This is a genomic window from Curtobacterium sp. VKM Ac-2865 (assembly GCF_015350905.1).
Taxonomy (GTDB): domain Bacteria; phylum Actinomycetota; class Actinomycetes; order Actinomycetales; family Microbacteriaceae; genus Curtobacterium.
Window position 1 is genome coordinate 98430 of the sequence record NZ_JADKRZ010000004.1, and the last position, 17500, is coordinate 115929.

Here is a 17500-nt window from a genome sequence, read left to right on the forward strand (position 1 = left end):
ATGGCAGGAGTCAATCAACGCGTGCGGTGTCGGACCATGCGGACGCATCTCGTTCCTGCGTATGCTTCGACATGGCAGGAGTCGATCGACTGGCGCGACGTCGAAACATGCGGACGCATCCTCGGGCGGGGGCGAAACACGTCGGAAGCGCCGTGCCGGAACCGCACCGCGCACGGACGGGAGGCTCGGTGCCAGCTGGCACCGAGCCTCCCGTCCGGTGTGTGCCTACTTCGTGAGCACCGCCGCGACCTCCGGGATGCGGTCGATGTAGCCGCGCACCAGGTCGCGGGCGATCGTGACGCTGTCCACGAGGGGGTGGAGCGCGAAGGCCTTGAGGGCCTCGTCCTTCGACCCGGTCATGGCGGCGGCGATCGTGTGGCGTTCGACGGCCTTGACCTGGGACATCAGCCCGATCTGGTGCAGGTCGGGCTGGTCGGTCGACATCGGGTGCACGCCGTTCGCGTCGACCATCGTCGGGACCTCGACCACGGCGTCACGGGGGAGCCCGGCGATCGTGCCGTTGTTCCGGACGTTGAGGATCATCGTCTGGCGCTCGTTGCGGCTGATCGCTGCCATGACCCCGAGCGCGACGCCCGCGTAGCCCTGGTGCGACGGGTCGGTCTCGCGCTCCTTGGAGTCGACCGGCTCGTCCTGCGTGCCGCCCTTGGCCTCGGCCATGTAGGACGCGCTGCGCCGGGCGACGGTCTCGCGCCACAGGTCGGCGACGCCGTCGCCCGCGGCGGTGGCACGGTCGTAGAAGGCCGACTGGCTCTCCGCGAGGAAGTCGCCGCGGGTCTTGCCGGAGCCGATGATGGAGCGCACGGCGTCGCGGTTGAAGTAGTAGTAGTACAGGTACTCGTTCGGGATCGCCCCGAGGCTGCGGATCCAGTCGAGCCCGAAGACGTGGCCCTCCTCCATGGCACCGAGGCGCTCGTCGTCCGCCATCAGCTCGGGGAGCACGTCGCGGCCGTCGTACATCACGCGGCGCATCCACCCGAGGTGGTTCAGGCCGACGTAGTCCATCTGGACCCGGGTGTGGTCGAGGCCGAGCATGCCGGCGACCCGACGCCCGAGGCCGGACGGGGTGTCGCAGATGCCGAGCACGCGGTCACCGAGGACGGTCTGCATGGCCTCGGTGATGATGCCGGCGGGGTTCGTGAAGTTCATCACGTAGGCGTTCGGTGCGAGGTCGCGGATGACCTTGGCGGCCTCGACCATGACCGGCACGGTGCGGATGGCGTACGCGAGCCCGCCGGGCCCGGTGGTCTCCTGCCCGAGGACGTCGAGGTCGAGCGCCACGTGCTCGTCGCAGCGGCGGCCTTCGAGCCCGCCGACGCGGAGTGCGGCGAAGACGTAGTCGCTGCCCTCGACCGCGCGGTGCAGGTCGGTCGTCGGCTTCAGGACCGGGGCGTCGGGGAAGTCGGCCGCGAGCTCGGTGAGGATCGCCACCATCGCGTGCAGACGGACCTCGTCGACGTCGTACAGCGCGACCTCCTCGACCCGGGGGGAGCCGGTGTCGCGGAGGAGTGCCTGGTAGACGTACGGGGTGCGGAACCCGCCGCCTCCGAGGATGCAGAGCTTCATGTGATGACGACCTCTCCGCCGGCGTTCCGGCTGTGTGCGAGTGTTTCGTCGGGGGCGCCGGTCGTCGTGATCAGCGTGTCGACGTCGGTGAGGGAACAGAGCCGGAGGGCCCCGCTCCCCGGGAACTTGGTCTCGGACGCGAGCAGCACCACGCGGTCGGCGGCCGCGATCATGGACTGCTTGATGGGGGCCTCGACCGCCATGTTGTCCACGACGTGGCCGTTCGCGCGGACCCCGGTGCAGGACAGGAACAGCAGGTCCGCGCTGACCTGCTCGAGCGCGGCCTCGGCGAGGGAGCCGACGAGCGTGCGGTAGTTGCGCCGGACGACACCGCCGAGCAGCACGAGCCGCACGGCCTCGTCGTCGCGGAGCACGTCGAACACCGCGAGGTTCGTGGTGATGACGGTGATGTCCCGGCCGCGGAGCAGCTCGGCGATCTGCGGTGTGGTCGTGCCGATGTCGAGGATGACGACCTGGCCGTCGGTGACCATGGCTGCGGCGGCCTCGGCCATGCGGCGCTTGAGGTCGAGGTCGCCGGCCTCCTCGAACGGGGTCTCGACGGCCTCGTCCGGGTCGGTGTCCTCCTGCGCGGTGGCACGCGGTGGCAGGACGGCACCGCCCCACGTGCGGACGAGCTCGCCGTTGCGGTCGAGCATCTCGAGGTCGCGGCGGATCGTCGCCGGGCTGACCGCCAGGGCGTCGGCGAGTTCCTGCACGGAGGCAGCACCGTCAGCCCGGAGCACCCGGATGATGCGGTTCTGTCGGTCGCGCAGGATCATGGCGCCACAGTAACGCAGATCGAGCAGAAGCAAGCAAGATCGCGCATGCGATCGGCCGACTCAAGCAGACTTAACAAATCTGGCGCAACCAGGTAACGTCCTCGCAACACGAAGCACGCAGGCTTGAGCACCACCACCGGATCCGTCCCAGGTCGAGCAAGCCTGCGCAGCACTGATCCGCGATGACGAGGAGACTGCCGTGACCGAGGCGCATGCCGAGCCACGCCCCACCGGGACCACCGGCGGGCAGGCCGACGAGACCACTCGCGGCACCCTGCTGTTCGCCGGGGACGTCTACTGCGACGTCGTCTTCTCCGGCGTCACGGCACCCGAGCAGGGCGCCGAGGTGTTCGCCGACGCGTTCGCCATCACCCCGGGCGGTGTCGCGAACCGCGCGGTGGCCGCTGCCCGTGCCGGCGCCCCGACGATGCTCGCGAGCCGCCTCGGCGACGACGTCCTCGGCCGCCACGTGTACGACGTGCTGACCGCCGAACCGTTCCTCGACACCTCGCTGCTCGAGCTGGTGCCCGGCCACCAGAGCGCCGTGTCGGTGGCACTGACCGGGCCCGACGACCGCAGCTTCATCACCTACGAGGAGCACCTCGGCCCGACCCTCGTGCCGGATGACCTCGGCCGGGTGGCGGCGACGCACGTCGGGATCGCCAAGCCGCTGCCCGCCTGGGTGGCCCGACTCCGCGCCGCCGGCACCACGGTGGTCGGTGGTGTCGGATGGGACCACACCGGCGAGTGGACCGGCGGGGTGCTCGACCGCCTGGCCGAGATCGACGTCTTCGTGCCGAACGACGTCGAGGCCATGCGGTACACGCGGACGGACTCGGCGCTCGCCGCGGCGAAGGTGCTCGCCGAGCGTGTGCCGCTCGCGGTCGTCACCCGCGGCCCCGACGGCGTCGTGGCGGTCGACTCCGCGAACGGCGTGGTCGTCACGGCGGAGACGATCCGGGTCGAGGCCGTCGACCCCACCGGCGCCGGCGACGTCTTCGTCGCGTCGTTCATGGCGGGCGTGCACCACGGCTGGGACCTCGAGACCCGGCTGCGGTTCGCTGCCGCCAGCGCGGCCTTCGCCGTCACCGGGCTCGGGGGAGCGGCGAGCGCGCCGCACCCGGACGAGCTCCGCAGCTTCCTCGACCAGCACGCCGCCCCCGGCGACTGGTCCTTCCTGGCCGACGTGCCCAGCACCGACGGCCACTGACCTGCACCTGCACCTGCACCTGCACCTGCACCTGCACCACCCGACTGACCCGACCACCCACCCCCTCGCAGAACTGGACCCACCATGAAGCACATCAGCAAGGCGTCGATGCTCATCGGCGTCGCAGCGGCGGTCGCCCTCGGCCTGACCGCCTGCACGCCCGGCGGGTCCGCCGCCCCCGCCGCCTCGCAGAGCCTCGGCCCGGTGTCGAAGGACGTGGGCTCGGCGAAGACCACGCTGACCGTCTGGGACCAGAACACCGACACCGGCATCAACGACGCGCAGCAGGTCCTCAACGACGCGTTCGAGAAGGCCCACCCGAACATCACGGTCAAGCGGGTCTCGCGCTCCTTCGCCGACCTGAAGACCACGCTGAAGCTCGCGCTCTCCGGGGACAACCCGCCGGACGTCGTGCAGGCGAACCAGGGCTACCCGGACATGGGCGCCTTCGTGAAGGCCGGGTTCCTGCGACCCGTCGACGACTACGCGAAGCTCTACGGCTGGGACGACTACTACCCGTCCAGCCTGCTGAAGCTCAACTCGTTCTCCTCGGACGGGACGACCTGGCAGGGGGACCAGCTGTACGGCGTCTCGCAGACGGGCGAGCTCGTCGGCCTGTACTACAACAAGGAACTCTTGAAGGCCGCCGGGATCGACAGCCCACCCACCACGGTGGCCGAGCTCACCGAGGACATGCAGAAGGTCAAGGCCGCGGGCACGCTGCCGCTCAGCTACGGCGACGTCGAGAAGAGCCCCGGCATCCACCTCTACGGCCTGGTGCTCTCCGCCCTCGCCGGTCGCGAGTCCGTCAACGACCTGGTCGCCGGCAAGTCCGGCAGCTGGACCGGTGACGACGAGGTCAAGGCAGCCAGCACGATCAGCGGCTGGGTGAAGGACGGCTACGTCACCGAGGGCGCGAACGGTGTCTCCCGCGACGACGCCGTCAGCGCGTTCGGTTCCGGCAAGTCGGCCTTCCTCATCACGGGCACCTGGTACCAGGCCACCCTCGAGGCCGCGAGCAAGGCGAAGGACATCGGCTTCACGGCGTTGACCCCCGCGGGTGCGTCCACCCCGGTGACGATGGGCGGCGAAGGCCTGGCCTGGGCGATCACGTCGAAGTCCAAGAACGCAGACGCCGCCGCGGCGTACGTCGACTTCGTCACGAACGCGAAGGCCGCCACGACCTTGGTCGACAAGGGCAACCTGCCGACCGTGGTGCCGGACTCCGACACCCCCGCCGAGGGCACCATCGCGGGCGACATCACGAGCAACTACAAGACGATCTCGAGCGCGAACGCCCTCACGCCGTACCTCGACTACGCCACCCCGACGTTCTACGACACCATCACCGCGGCCATGCAGGACCTGGTCGCGGGGAAGGCGACGCCGGAGCAGTACACGAAGACGCTGCAGAGCGACTACACCGGCTTCGTCAAGAAGTGAGGACTGCCTCGTGACCCAGTTGACCGGGGCCCGGGCGGGTGCTGCCGCGAGCAGCGCCCGCCCGGCCCCCCGACGGCGCCGCCGCAGCCTGGTGCCGTACCTCTACGTCCTGCCGGCGTTCGTCGTGTTCGCGGTGTTCCTCGGAGTGCCGTTCCTGCAGAGCATCCAGTACTCCTTCTACGACTGGGACGGCCTGTCGGCGGCGACGTGGGCGGGCTTCGCCAACTACGCCGGGGTGTTCACGGACCCGCAGCTCCGCGCGTCGTTCGGGCACGCGCTCGTGCTGATGGTGTTCTACGCCGCCATCCCCGTGGTCGTGGCGCTGTTCCTCACGGCGCTGATCTCGCGGGCGAACGGCCTGCGCGGCATGTCGTTCTTCCGCACGGTGCTGTTCCTGCCGCAGGTCATCGCCTCGGTCGTCGTCGGGACGATCTGGGTGTCGATCTACTCCGCCGACGGGCTGCTCAACGACGGCCTGCGCCTGGTCGGCCTCGGGCAGTTCGCCCAGGTCTGGCTCGGCGGGTACGACACGGCCCTGCCCGCGATCGGCTTCGTCGGCACGTGGCTGAACGTCGGCCTGTGCCTGGTGCTGTTCCTGTCCGGCGTCGGCAACATCCACCCGAGCCTGTTCGAGGCCGCCCGCATCGACGGGGCCGGTGCGGCGCGCGAGTTCTTCTCGATCACGCTGCCGTCACTCCGTGGTCAGATCGCCGCGGCCCTGACGCTCACGGTCGTGTCGGCGCTGAAGACCTTCGACCTGGTCTACGTCACCACGAGCGGCGGCCCCGGCAACTCGACGTCCGTGCCGGCGTTCGAGGCCTACAACCGGGCGTTCCAGACCGGGCAGGTCGGCTCGGCCGCGGCCGTGGCCGTCTCGCTCACCGTCGTCATCATGATCGTCACGGCCCTGATCAGCCGTCTGCAGCCGAAGGACGTCGCATGAGGATCTCCGTCCGCGAGAAGACCGTCAACTACGTCATCCTGTCGCTCTTCGCCCTGTTCGCGATCATCCCGCTCGTCGGGGTGCTGCTGTCCTCGGTCACGCCGTCGGCGCAGAACTCGGGCGGGTTCAGCCTGCCGACGACGATCGACCTCGGGAACTTCGGCGCCGCATGGACGCAGGGCCACTTCGCCACGTACATGTTCTCCAGCGTCCTGGTCACGGTGTCGGTCGTCGTCCTGACCACGATCCTCGCCGTGTTCGCCGGCTTCGCGTTCGGCCGGCTCGACTTCTTCGGCTCCAACGTCCTGTTCTTCGTGATGCTCGCGGGCCTGATGCTCCCGGCCGAGGCCTTCATCATCCCGCTGTACTTCAACCTGCGGTCCGTCGGCCTCACCGACACCTACTCGAGCCTGATCCTGCCGCAGACCGCGCAGTCCCTGGCGTTCGGCATCTTCTGGATGCGCAGCCAGTTCCGGAGCTTCCCCGGTGAGGTCATCGAGGCAGCCCGCCTCGACGGCGCCCGTGACGTCCGCCTGCTCTGGCAGGTGATGGTCCCCGCTGCGATCGCCCCGATCATGACGATGTCCCTGCTCATCACGATGTGGACGTGGAACGAGTTCCTGCTGCCCCTGGTGCTCATCACGAGCGAGGACCACCGCACGGCACCCCTCGGCCTCGCCTTCTTCAAGGGCGCGCACCTGACCGACTACTCGCTGCTTTCCGCGGCCGGGGTGATCGTCGCCCTGCCGATCGTCGTCCTGTACTTCTTCCTGCAGAAGCGGTTCATCTCCGGCATGCTCGGCGGCTTCGCCGACCGGTGACCCAACAACGGACGGGAGGCTCCCCACCAGCTGGTGGGGAGCCTCCCGTCCGATGTGGGGTCGGGTCAGCGACCCGCTAGGAGAGCTCGATCGTGCGCCCGAAGATGCGCTTGGTCCCGGGTGCGGCCAGGACGGCGCCGAGTGCGGAGGCACCCTCCGGGGTGGTGCGCCACGCGGCGTAGGCGTCGTGGTCGGCGGTGGTGGTCCAGCGCTCCACGACCACGAGTCGCGTGGGGTCGGCGTCGTCGACGAGGACCTCGAGCGACTCGCAGCCCTGGCGCTCGCGCGTCTGTGCGAGCGTGTCGCGGATCGCCGTCTGGACCGTCTCGGCGGAGACGTCGCTCCGGAGTTGGACTTCGAGGAGGACCGTCGTGGTCATGCTGCACCGTTCCTGTTGTTCGGGGACGCACGTCGGACGACGCACTTCCGCTCCAACCCTGCCCGGCCCGCTGGTGTTCCGTCCCAGCCGGGGCGCGGCCGGGTCGGTCGGCGAGGTCGGGTCGCTCGCGGGGTTGGCGGCGGCGGGTGCGAGGGCGGCGGTCGGGGGCGGGGGGCGGCGGGTGCTCGGCGCTGGGGGCGACGCGGGTGCTCGGCGCTGGAGGCGGCGGCGGCGCGTGCGCGGGATGCCCGGGCGACAAGATCGTTGTCGTACGACCTCGACGATGTCGTGCCCGGGGTGGTCCGCGTCGATGTGCGGGCACGACGCGACAACGTCGGTGTCGTACGACCTCGAGGTTGTCGTTCCACGCGTGCGGCTGTGGTGCGTCTGCATGTTCCGACACGGCGGGTGTCGATCGACTCGTGCGGTGTCGAACCATGCGCGCGGAGGGTATGCGTCCGCATGGTCCGACACGGCGGGCGTCGATCGACTCGTGCGGTGTCGAATCATGCGTGCGGCTGGGATGCGTCCGCATGTTCCGACGTGATGGGTGTCGATCGACTCGTGCGGTGTCGAAGGATGCGGTCGCATGTTCCGACACGCGGACGCGGGGGTGCGGACCGGGGACCGGGGACGCGGGAACCGGGAGTTCGATCTGCGCGGTGACGGATCTGGTCGGCGGACCTCGGGGAACGCGAACCGGATCCGTCACGCGGCGCGAGCGGAACGGCCACGGCGGCACGAGCGGCACGGACTCGACCCCGGACGACATCGTCGCTGTCGTACGACCTCGATGGTGTCGCTCGGGGTCGGGTCCCGCGGGTGCGCCGGCGAGCCTGCGGGACTCGGAGTCGGGTCCCGCGGGTGCGCCGGCGAGCCCGCGGGTCAGACGGCGGCGGCGGCGAGCAGGGACTCCGCGTCGCGGCGGGCAGCGGCGACGGCAGCGGCGTCGAGGCCGCAGGCGCGCAGACAGGTCGTGACGATGGCGTCGCGGTCCTCGTCCTCGACCCGACCGGCACGGCGGAGCTGGATGACGGTCTCGGCGAGCTGGATGAGCACGGCGCCGAGCTGCGTCGGGGTCAGCGACACGTCGGCGGTGGCGGCGCGGGAGCCGAGCCGGCCGTAGGTGTCCTGCAGCTCCTGACGCTCGACGCGGAAGCCGTCGTAGCGCTCGCCCTGCACCTCGGGGAGCAGGTACAGCGTCCCGATGTTGTGCGGGGTGCGCACGAGGGTGTCCACGTCGATGAGCACCAGCGCAGCGAGGGCACCCGCGGCGCTCGCCGACCCCGGCACGCGCTGCTCGAGGTCACGGACGACGTCGAGCGAGGGACGGACGGACGTCGTCAGCAGCTCGACGAGCATGTCGTCCTTGCCCGCGAAGTGGTAGTACAGCGACGCCTGTCGGACCCCGACGCGCTCGGCGATCGCGCGGGTCGAGGTCGCGCTGAACCCGTTCTCGACGAACAGGGCCGCCGCGGCGTCGAGGATCTGGTCGCGGGGGCTGAGCTCCGGGCTCGTGTCCGGCACGGCGCGGGGACGTCCGACGCGAGACGGTCGGTCGTCGGAGGGCATGGCCCCATCCTCCCAGGCCATCGCGGTCACCCCTGCTCCCGGTAGGCGCGCCAGCCGCCGTGGTGGGTGATGTCCTCGGCGCCGACGACCGCGCGGGGCTCGACGAGGAAGCCCGTGACGTCGGAGCCGTCCTCGAGCGTGACGGTGCCGATCGCCATCGGTGCGGGCAGCGCGGCGACGAAGGTCGCGAAGCCGGCGGCGGGCAGGCGCCAGACCTCACCAGCGATCGAGCCGGTGGCGGGACCGGTGGCCGGCCCACCGCCGCCGGACGCGACCGGTCCCGCGCGGACCAGCCCGGGCTTGGGCGGCACCGTGTCGAGGGCGTACAGCCGGTAGTCGGAGGCGGTGCGGGCCTCCCGGACGAACGATCCGCCGGCCGCGACCAGCTGGCCGTTCAGCGGTTGGTCGCGGAGGTGCGCTCCGACGACCAGCAGGTCGACGGTGGGTGCGAGGAACGCGGAGGCGAGCGCCGCGAGCCGTCGGTCGGTGAAGGCGGGACCGGTCAGCATGACGCCGAACGGCAGCCCGTCGACGAAGCCCGCGGGCACCGCGAGCGAGGCCATGTCGAGCAGGTTCGCGAAGTTCGTGTACCGCCCCATCCGGCTGTTCGCGCCGATGGGGTCCGCGGCCACCTCGGCGAGGGTCGGGTGCCACGTCGTGGTCGGTGTGAGGAGCGCGGTCGTACCGTCGAGCACCGCGCGACCCGCTGCCCCGAGGGCGTCGAGCCGGGCCATGTCGGCGAACAGCTCCGACGCGGTGGGTCGGGCCCCACCGAGCACGATCGTGGCGACGGACGGGTCGAGGTCCTCGCCGACCAGGTCCCGGTGGGCCTCGATGTGTGCGCCGACGGCCGCGTGCCGCTCGGCGACGAACGCCCCGTCGTACAGCAGCGCCGCGGCGTCGAGGAGCGGGGCGATGTCGACCTCGACGACCTCGTGGCCGAGTGCGCGGAACCGGTCGACGGCAGCGGCGAACGCGGCCGACCAGCCGTCTGCGAGCCCCTCGAGCTGCGACGGCAGGGGGACAGCGATGCGCGGAACGGTCGGGAGTGCGGCGTGGGCGCGGTCCTCGCGGGCGAGCGGGTCGATGCCGTCGGGGCCGGTCATCAGCTCGGCGGCGGTCCTGGCGAGCCCGAGCGACCGCGCGAACACAGTCACGCAGTCCTGGGACCGGCAGGCCGGCACGACGCCGGTGTTCGGCACGAGCCCCTTCGTCGGCTTGACCCCGACCAGGTTGCCGAGCGCTGCCGGCACCCGACCGGAGCCTGCGGTGTCGGTGCCGAGCGCGAAGTCGACGATCCCGAGCGCGACGGCCGTGGCGGACCCGCTGGACGAACCACCGGAGATCCTGATCGGGTCCCAGGCGTTCCGGACGGCGCCGAAGGGCGATCGTGTGCCGACCAGGCCGGTGGCGAACTGGTCGAGGTTCGTCTTGCCGACGACGACCGCGCCGGCGGCCCGCAGTCGAGCGACGGCGGTGGCGTCGCTCGCCGGCTCGTACGTGTAGGACCGGGCGGCGGCGGTCGTGGGCAGGCCGGCGACGTCGATGTTGTCCTTCACCGCGAACAGCAGCCCGGCGAGGGGCAGGGCCGGGTCGACGCGGGACACCTCGGCGAGGACGTCCGCGCGGTCGCGCAGGGTGATCCACACCTCGGGTCGGTCGACCGTGGCGATGCGGTCGAAGGCGTCGTCGACGCGGACGGCCGCGGTGCTCGCGCTCATGCCGGTGCTCCGATCGCGGCGAGGACCTGGCCCGGTGCGACCTGCTCGCCCGGGGTGACGTAGACCTCGAGCACGTGTCCGTCCACGGGTGCGTGCACCATCGACTCCATCTTCATCGCCTCCACGGCCAACAGCTTCTGTCCGGCGTCGACCCGGTCACCCGGGCGGACGTCCACCTGCCACACGGTCGAGGTGAACGGCGCTGTGACCGCCGTCGACCCCTCGGGCACGGTCACGGCGTCGGGCACGACCACGGCCGGTTCGTCGCGGACGTCGAACTCGCCCGAGGCCCGCCACCGGTCCTTCTCCTCGCCGAACGCCCGGGCCTGCTGCGCCCGGAACGCCGCGATCGAGTCGGCGTTGTCCCCGAGGAACCGGTTGTACGACGCGATCGAGAACTCGCCGTCGACGGTCTCGAACTCCCCGCGGCCCGCGTCGGTCTCTGCCCGCAGCTCGAGGAGCTCCTCGGCGCCGACCGGGTACCACTCGATCCGATCGAAGAAGCGGAGCGCCCACGGGTCCTGCTGGAACAGCCCGCCGCGGCGGAAGCGGTTCCAGATCTGCACGGTGCGGCCGACGAACTGGTAGCCGCCGGGGCCCTCCATGCCGTAGATGCAGAGGTACGCGCCGCCGATGCCGACCGAGTTCTCGGCCGTCCAGGTGCGCGCCGGGTTGTACTTCGTGGTCACGAGCCGGTGCCGGGGGTCGAGCGGGGTGGCGACCGGGGCGCCGAGGTACACGTCGCCGAGGCCGAGCACCAGGTAGCTCGCGTCGAACACCGTGCGGAAGACGTCGTCCACGGAGTCGAGCCCGTTGATCCGCCGGATGAACTCGATGTTCCAGGGCGTCCACGGGGCGTCGTTCCGGACGCCGTTCATGTAGCGCTCGATCGCCAGCCGGGTCGCGGGGTCGTCCCACGACAGCGGCAGCTTGACGGTGCGCGACGGCACGACGAGCTGGTCCGTCGGCGGGATCTCGTCCTCGAGCTCGCGGAGCAGCCCCGCCACGTCGCGCGCCTTGAGCACGGAGGCGTCGGTGTGCACCTGCAGCGAGCGGATGCCCGGCGTGATGTCGAGGACGCCCTTCGGCGTGTGCTCCTGCAGCTTCGTCATGAGCGCGTGCACGCGCATCCGCAGCGCGATGTCGAGCGTCATGTCGCCGTACTCGACCAGCACGTTGTCGTCGCCGTCGCGGCGGTACGCCACGCTCGGTCGGGTGGGGGTCGCGTCCAGACGCGCCAGCACCCCGTCGTCGCCGTCACCGCCGGTGCGTCCGTCACGCCCGGTGCGCGGGACCGTCCTGGAGGCTCGGTTCGCGATGAGCGCGGCGGCGTCGGTCTCGCGGACGGGGACGAAGCGGACGGTGTCGCCCGGGCGCAGCTGGCCCAGCTTCCACAGGTCCCCGCTGGCCACCACCGCGGGGCAGACGAACCCGCCGAGGGACGGCCCGTCCGGTCCGAGGATGATCGGGGTGTCGCCGGTGAAGTCGATCGCGCCGACCGCGTACGGGGTGTCGTGGATGTTCGAGGGGTGCAGGCCGGCCTCGCCGCCGTCCGTCCGCGCCCAGCCCGGCCGGGGCCCGATGAGCCGGACGCCGGTGCGGGCGGAGTTGTGGTGCACGCCGTAGTCCGTCGCGTAGAACACGTCGAGGTCGGCGCGGGTGAAGAAGTCCGGCGCCGCGTGCGGGCCCTCGGTGACGGCGATCTCCCACGTGTCCGTCAGTGCCGTGCGGTGCTCGGCCGGGGTCGGGCCGCCGACGAGCCCGAGCCGGGTGCCGACGGGGAAGGCCGGGTGCGGGGCGTCGGAGTCGGGGGAGCCCGGGCGCAGGACGTCGCCGGCGAGCAGGGCCCGACCCGCGTGGCCGCCGAACCCGCCCAGCGTGAACGTGGCGGCCGAGCCGAGGTAGGTCGGCACGTCGAAGCCCCCGCGCACGGCGAGGTAGCTCCGCAGGCCGGGTCCGGGAGCGGTCCCGACGGACAGGGTCTGTCCGGCGGCGACCTCGACCGGCGCCCAGAGCGCGACGGGCTCGCCGTCGAGGGTCAGCGGCACGGGCGCCCCGGTGACGGCGACGACCGCGGCGGCGGAGAACTGCAGCGTGGGGCCGGTCGCGGTGACCTCGAGCGCGGGGGCGCCGTCCGGGTTGCCGACCGCACGGTTCGCCTCGGCGAAGGACGCGGCGTCGAACGGGCCGCTCGGCGGGACCCCGACCTGCCAGTACCCGAGCCGACCGGGCAGGTCCTGCACGGTCGTCATCGTGCCGGGCACCACGACGTCGATGCGCGGGTCCGGGTCCTCGGTCGTGTCGAGCGTGGAGGTCGAGTGCGTCGCCGTGCGGAGCTCGAGGTCGTCGGTGAGCGTGCGGAGCAGTCCGGCGTTCGTGACGATGCCGTCGATGCGCGTCGTGGCGAGCGCGTCCCGGAGCCGGTCGAGGGCGTCGTCACGGGTCTCCCCGGTGGCGATCACCTTGGCGAGCATCGGGTCGTAGAACGCCGACACCTCGGAGCCGGTCTCGACCCAGCCGTCGACGCGGATGCCGGTCGCGGCGCCGTCGTCGGTCGAGGACGCGGGGAAGACAGCCTGCGTCACCAGGCCGCTGGAGGGCAGCGAGCCCTTGGCCGGGTCCTCGGCGTAGACGCGGGCCTCGACGGCGTGTCCGGTCGGGGTCCAGCGGCGGTCGAAGACGTCGTCGGGGATGCCGGCGGCGCCGTCACGCGCCAGCCGGAGCATCAGTTCGACCAGGTCGACGCCGTAGACCTCCTCGGTCACCGGGTGCTCGACCTGCAGGCGCGTGTTCACCTCGAGGAACGACGCTTCCTCGCGCACCGGGTCGTAGACGAACTCGACCGTGCCCGCGCTGCGGTACCCGATGCTCGCCGCGAGCCGACGGGCGGACTCGTGCAGAGCCTCCCGGACGTGCTCCGGCAGTGCCGGGGCCGGCGCTTCCTCGATGACCTTCTGGTTCCGGCGCTGCAGCGAGCAGTCGCGGTCGCCGATGACGGCGACCCGGCCCTCGCCGTCACCGAAGAGCTGGACCTCGACGTGCCGTGCTGGTCGGACCAGGCGTTCGAGGAAGATGCCGGCGGCGCCGAAGGCGGCGGCTGCGGTGCGTTCGACGCTCGCGTAGGCCTCGCGGACCTCGTCGAGAGTGGCGCAGGCCTGCATGCCGATCCCACCGCCGCCCCCGGTGGCCTTGAGCATGACGGGCAGGCCGATGCGCTCGGCCGCGGTGACGGCGTCGTCGGCCGAGGCGAGCAGTCCGGTGCCGGCGAGCATCGGGACCCCGGCCGCCGCGGCGAGCTCGCGGGCGGTGTGCTTGGCGCCGAACGCGACGATCTGGTCGGCGGTCGGGCCGACGAACCGGATGCCGGCTGCGGCGCAGGCCTGCGCGAACGCGGTGTTCTCGGACAGGAAGCCGTAGCCGGGGTGCACCAGGCCGGCGCCGGTGTCGAGCGCTGCCTGGACGACCGCGTCGATGCGCAGGTACGACTCGCGGGCGGGGGCCGGGCCGAGGCGGACGGCGACGTCGGCCTCGCGGACGTGCGGGGCGGCGCGGTCGGCGTCCGAGTACACGGCGACCGTTCGCATGCCAAGGGCCCTGGCGGACCGGATCACCCGGCGGGCGATCTCCCCGCGGTTGGCGACGAGGACGGTGTCGGTGCTGAGCGCGGGGCGCTCGACGGGCACCGGGGTCGGCATCGCGCCGGTCTCGAGGGCGGTCACGGCTGCACCACGATCATCCGCAGGGGCGTGCAGGAGAAGTCGTTGCAGGGGTTGTTCATCTGCGGGCAGTTCGACACGATCACCAGCACGTCCCGCTCGGCCCGGACCGCCACCCGCTTGCCGGGGGCGCTCATGCCGTCGACGATGCCGAGGGCGCCGTCCGGCTCGACGGGCACGTTCATGAACCAGTTGAGGTTCGAGACGAGGTCGCGGACGCCGAGGCCGTGTCGGGCCGCCTCGGCGAGGAAGTTCTCGCGGCAGCCGTGCTGGTACGCGGTGTGGTGCCCGTAGCGGAGCGTGTTCGACTCCTTCGAGCACGCGCCGCCGATGGTGTCCTGGCGGTCGATCTCGTTGCCGACGACGGTCATCAGCGGTCGGCCCTCGTTCGACATCAGGACCGTGCCGGTGCGGACGTACGCGTTGCCCTGCGCGACGAGGGTGTCGGGGACGCTGTACCGCTCGTCGGGGTCGTGTGCGTCGTAGACCAGGCAGTCGGCACTCTGGTTGCCGCCGACGTCGACGATCGTGAGCACCTCGCCGGCCCGCACGACGGCGGACCACGGCGCGAGCGGCGCGACCCGGTCGTCACGGACGACGGTGCCGGGCACGAGCGACTCGCTCCAGTCGAGGACGGCGTCGGGCGCGTGCACGGCGCCCACGGGGACGGTGGAGGTCAGGGTGTCGGTCATGGCTCAGCCTCGTGCTTCCGCGTGGTCGATCGAGTTCAGGTAGGCGCGGGTCAGCTCCGGCGTCGCGGTGAAGCGCGCGTCCGCCGCCGTGGTCGGGGCGCCGCGCCAGGCGTGCACGCGTAGTGGTCCCACGACGTAGTCCGGTCGCGGGTCGAGCGGGTGCGCGACGTTCGCGACGAGGACCAGCAGCGGGAGCTCGGCGACGAGCGTGACGTGGTGCCCGGGCCCCGCCGACCCGACCGGCTGCAGCGCGCCCTCGGGGTCGACGCGGACGCCCTGGAAGAACGAGATGCTCGGCGGCAGGTCGCGCTTGGTGAGCCCGTGCTTGGCGGCGGCCTTCGCCAGCAGCGACCGGCCGCTCGGGGACGGTCCCTCGGGTGCCGCGTCGCCGTACTTCGCGGTGTTCCACGCGTCGGTCGAGGTGCCGCAGAACGCGTCGTGCCGGCCGGAGGTGTCCTCCACGATCGTGGCTAGGGCGCGCCCGTCCCCGCTCAGCAGCGGCGACCCGGCGCCGAGGTACGCCTGCCACGGGATCTTCTGCGTGTCCGCGACGTTGAGGCGTTCCCACGGCTCGAGCGCGTTGTACACGACGAGGTTCGCGCAGGCGTCCCCGGTCGGGTCGTCGAGCCGGATGCGGGAGCCGCGGGCGAGGACCCGGTGCGTGTACCCACCGGGAGCCACCGTCTCGGCCCAGACCAGGTCGGCGGGGTCGACGCCCTCCGGGACGAACGGGGACGTCGACGCCGGCAGCCAGGGCATGTACTCCGACTGCGACCCGGCCTGCGCGCGGGCGTCGGAGCGTGAGGCGGTCACGCTGTCGGTCTGGTGGAGGTCACGCATGGGGGTCCTTCGTGGTGGAGCGGGTGGGGCGGGGTGGTTCCGGTGTGGCGCCGGTCCGTGCGGGCACCGGCGCCGACGGGACGGTGTCGGCGGTTCAGGCCTCTGCGGTGACCGCGACGGCGGCCGTGGTCGGGACGTGTGCGAGCGTGAGCGGCCCGTGCGCGCGGTGCCGCCAGGACGACCAGGCCCAGCCGACGAGCAGGACGCCGCCGATGAACAGCAGCGCGCTGTACTGCAGCCACCAGGAGTTCCCGGTCAGGTCGTAGATCTCCGGGCGGGGCCAGATGAGGTTGACCGCCATGCCGATCTGGAACGCGACGGCCAGGGCGTTCAGCGGGATGCCCCACCGGCCCAGCGTGAAGAGCGGCTTGCCGTCCTCGTCGACCCCGGTCGGGAAGCCTTCGCGCCGCAGCCGGATGCGCTGCACCAGCAAGGGCCCGGTCACCCCGAGGTAGGCCAGGTAGAGCATCGCGATGCACAGGCTCGACAGGGCGGTGAAGATCGCCGACTGCCCGATGTTGACCGCGAGGGCCAGCCCGGCGCCGACACCGACCACGATCGATGCCGCGATCGGGGTGCCGGTGCGCGGGGAGACCTTGGCGAGCGTGCGGTGGAACGGCAGCGCCCCCTCGCGGGCCATCGAGAAGACCATCCGGGCGCCGGCGGTCTGCACGGCCAGGGTGCACGCGAACACGGCGACCGCGACGGTGCAGAGCAGGAGCCGACCGGCCACCTCGCCGAGCGTCGACGTGATCACCCACGCCAGGCCCTGCGTGGCGAGCTTGCCGTCGGTCAGGCTCGGTGCGGCGACGAGTGCGCCGATGATGAGCAGCCCGCCACCGAGCCCGGACACCGTCAGCGCCCGGACGATCGTCTTCGGGGTCGTCCGGCGCGGGTTGTGGGTCTCCTCGGCGAGTTCGCCCGCGGAGTCGAAGCCGACCATCACGTACGCGGCCATCAGCGAGGACGCCAGGAACGCGAAGACGTACGGCTCGGTGCTCGAGGACCCGACGCTGGAGAACACCACGGTCGCGCTGCGGTGGGGGAGCAGGAACAGCGCGCCGATGAGCACGACGACGCCGACGATCTCGACGAGCACGCCGAAGCTCGTCACGCGGGCCATCAGCCGGACGCTCGTGATGTTCACCACGGTCGTCACGACGAGCATCACGAGCCCGAGCACCACGGCGTTCGCGGCACCCGTCGCTGACGCGAGCGAGGGGTCGGCGCCCGCCCCGCCGACGATCTGGAAGCCGCTCCAGATCGCGGGCAGCACGGCCTGCACGGCGATGGCGGCGACCGCGACGGTGAGGGTCTGGCCGATGATCATCGTCCAGCCGGTGAACCAGCCGAACCGGGACCCGGCCAGGCGGCTCGACCACTGGAAGATCGCCCCCGAGATCGGCCACCGGGCGGCGAGCTGCGCGAAGTTCAGCGCGACCAGCAGCTGGCCGCCGAAGACGAGCGGCCAGGCCCAGAAGAACGCGGCACCACCGAGTCCGAAGCCGAGTCCGAAGAGCTGGAACACCGTGGTCAGGATGGACACGAAGGAGAAGCCGGCGGCGAAGGACGAGAACGAGCCGACCCCGCGGTGGAGTTCCTGCTCGTAGCCGAGGTGGGCGGTGCCCTGGGTGCCGGGGGCGGCGGAGCCGGTCGACGTGGTGGCGCGCGGTGCGTGGAGCGGGGCTTCTGGAGAGCGCATGGCTGCAGACCTTTCGCGGAGTACCTGTCGGATGACAGGTAGTGCGACCAAGTGTCGTGCGGGGCTGTGTCGTCGCCGTTGCCCGGCTGTTTCGAGCA

The 17500-nt window shown here is 71.9% G+C and carries 13 protein-coding genes; 4 read left to right on the forward strand and 9 right to left on the reverse strand.

Going from position 1 to position 17500, the window contains the following annotated elements; genetic code table 11:
* Nucleotides 1-225: 225 nt before the first annotated feature.
* On the reverse strand, nucleotides 226-1584 hold the full coding sequence (locus ITJ54_RS11280; protein WP_194628342.1) for a 6-phospho-beta-glucosidase: 1359 nt from the start codon (nucleotides 1582-1584) through the stop codon (nucleotides 226-228).
* Nucleotides 1581-2363, reverse strand: a complete 783-nt coding sequence (locus ITJ54_RS11285) for a DeoR/GlpR family DNA-binding transcription regulator (RefSeq protein WP_194628345.1) — start codon at nucleotides 2361-2363, stop codon at nucleotides 1581-1583. The genes ITJ54_RS11280 and ITJ54_RS11285 overlap by 4 nt, the downstream gene beginning before the upstream one ends.
* 199 nt (nucleotides 2364-2562) lie before the next feature.
* On the opposite strand from ITJ54_RS11285, the gene ITJ54_RS11290 reads away from it, so the two are divergent.
* The 4 genes from ITJ54_RS11290 to ITJ54_RS11305 all read left to right on the forward strand — a co-directional run bounded on the left by ITJ54_RS11290 (nucleotide 2563) and on the right by ITJ54_RS11305 (nucleotide 6780).
* A complete protein-coding gene (locus tag ITJ54_RS11290) occupies nucleotides 2563-3573 on the forward strand; it encodes a carbohydrate kinase family protein (RefSeq protein WP_194628346.1) in 1011 nt (336 codons plus the stop codon).
* Between the two features lie 84 nt (nucleotides 3574-3657).
* Complete coding sequence (locus tag ITJ54_RS11295; protein ID WP_194628349.1) at nucleotides 3658-5016, forward strand: extracellular solute-binding protein; 1359 nt, start codon at nucleotides 3658-3660, stop codon at nucleotides 5014-5016.
* A gap of 10 nt (nucleotides 5017-5026) precedes the next feature.
* On the forward strand, nucleotides 5027-5959 hold the full coding sequence (locus ITJ54_RS11300; protein WP_323741692.1) for a sugar ABC transporter permease: 933 nt from the start codon (nucleotides 5027-5029) through the stop codon (nucleotides 5957-5959).
* Entirely contained in the window at nucleotides 5956-6780 is an 825-nt protein-coding gene (locus tag ITJ54_RS11305; RefSeq protein WP_194628351.1) for a carbohydrate ABC transporter permease, read from the forward strand. The genes ITJ54_RS11300 and ITJ54_RS11305 overlap by 4 nt, the downstream gene beginning before the upstream one ends.
* A gap of 76 nt (nucleotides 6781-6856) precedes the next feature.
* Here the strand turns inward: ITJ54_RS11305 and ITJ54_RS11310 are convergent, their stop codons facing one another.
* The 7 genes from ITJ54_RS11310 to ITJ54_RS11340 form a co-directional block, all read right to left on the reverse strand.
* Entirely contained in the window at nucleotides 6857-7159 is a 303-nt protein-coding gene (locus ITJ54_RS11310; protein ID WP_194628353.1) for a putative quinol monooxygenase, read from the reverse strand.
* 885 nt (nucleotides 7160-8044) lie between these two features.
* Complete coding sequence (locus ITJ54_RS11315) at nucleotides 8045-8731, reverse strand: TetR/AcrR family transcriptional regulator (protein ID WP_194628355.1); 687 nt, start codon at nucleotides 8729-8731, stop codon at nucleotides 8045-8047.
* A gap of 26 nt (nucleotides 8732-8757) precedes the next feature.
* Nucleotides 8758-10452: an allophanate hydrolase gene (atzF, locus tag ITJ54_RS11320; RefSeq protein WP_194628357.1), complete on the reverse strand. Its 1695-nt coding sequence runs from the start codon at nucleotides 10450-10452 to the stop codon at nucleotides 8758-8760.
* A complete protein-coding gene (uca, locus tag ITJ54_RS11325; protein ID WP_194628770.1) occupies nucleotides 10449-14147 on the reverse strand; it encodes an urea carboxylase in 3699 nt (1232 codons plus the stop codon). The genes atzF and uca overlap by 4 nt, the downstream gene beginning before the upstream one ends.
* Before the next feature lie 20 nt (nucleotides 14148-14167).
* On the reverse strand, nucleotides 14168-14860 hold the full coding sequence (locus ITJ54_RS11330; protein ID WP_194628359.1) for an urea amidolyase associated protein UAAP2: 693 nt from the start codon (nucleotides 14858-14860) through the stop codon (nucleotides 14168-14170).
* Nucleotides 14861-14863: 3 nt separating this feature from the next.
* Nucleotides 14864-15700 (reverse strand): urea amidolyase associated protein UAAP1, encoded by an 837-nt coding sequence (locus ITJ54_RS11335; RefSeq protein ID WP_194628361.1) that lies wholly within the window; start codon nucleotides 15698-15700, stop codon nucleotides 14864-14866.
* Between the two features lie 94 nt (nucleotides 15701-15794).
* Nucleotides 15795-17402: an APC family permease gene (locus ITJ54_RS11340; RefSeq protein WP_194628363.1), complete on the reverse strand. Its 1608-nt coding sequence runs from the start codon at nucleotides 17400-17402 to the stop codon at nucleotides 15795-15797.
* Nucleotides 17403-17500: the final 98 nt, after the last annotated feature.

What these genes read in the sequence shown, in the direction of transcription:
- ITJ54_RS11280 (WP_194628342.1), bottom strand. Translation starts at nt 1,584, where the DNA reads ATGAAGCTCTGCATCCTCGGAGGCGGCGGGTTCCGCACCCCGTACGTC.
- ITJ54_RS11285 (WP_194628345.1), bottom strand. Translation starts at nt 2,363, where the DNA reads ATGATCCTGCGCGACCGACAGAACCGCATCATCCGGGTGCTCCGGGCT.
- ITJ54_RS11295 (WP_194628349.1), top strand. Translation starts at nt 3,658, where the DNA reads ATGAAGCACATCAGCAAGGCGTCGATGCTCATCGGCGTCGCAGCGGCG.
- ITJ54_RS11305 (WP_194628351.1), top strand. Translation starts at nt 5,956, where the DNA reads ATGAGGATCTCCGTCCGCGAGAAGACCGTCAACTACGTCATCCTGTCG.
- ITJ54_RS11310 (WP_194628353.1), bottom strand. Translation starts at nt 7,159, where the DNA reads ATGACCACGACGGTCCTCCTCGAAGTCCAACTCCGGAGCGACGTCTCC.
- ITJ54_RS11315 (WP_194628355.1), bottom strand. Translation starts at nt 8,731, where the DNA reads ATGCCCTCCGACGACCGACCGTCTCGCGTCGGACGTCCCCGCGCCGTG.
- atzF (WP_194628357.1), bottom strand. Translation starts at nt 10,452, where the DNA reads ATGAGCGCGAGCACCGCGGCCGTCCGCGTCGACGACGCCTTCGACCGC.
- uca (WP_194628770.1), bottom strand. Translation starts at nt 14,147, where the DNA reads ATGCCGACCCCGGTGCCCGTCGAGCGCCCCGCGCTCAGCACCGACACC.
- ITJ54_RS11330 (WP_194628359.1), bottom strand. Translation starts at nt 14,860, where the DNA reads ATGACCGACACCCTGACCTCCACCGTCCCCGTGGGCGCCGTGCACGCG.
- ITJ54_RS11335 (WP_194628361.1), bottom strand. Translation starts at nt 15,700, where the DNA reads ATGCGTGACCTCCACCAGACCGACAGCGTGACCGCCTCACGCTCCGAC.
- ITJ54_RS11340 (WP_194628363.1), bottom strand. Translation starts at nt 17,402, where the DNA reads ATGCGCTCTCCAGAAGCCCCGCTCCACGCACCGCGCGCCACCACGTCG.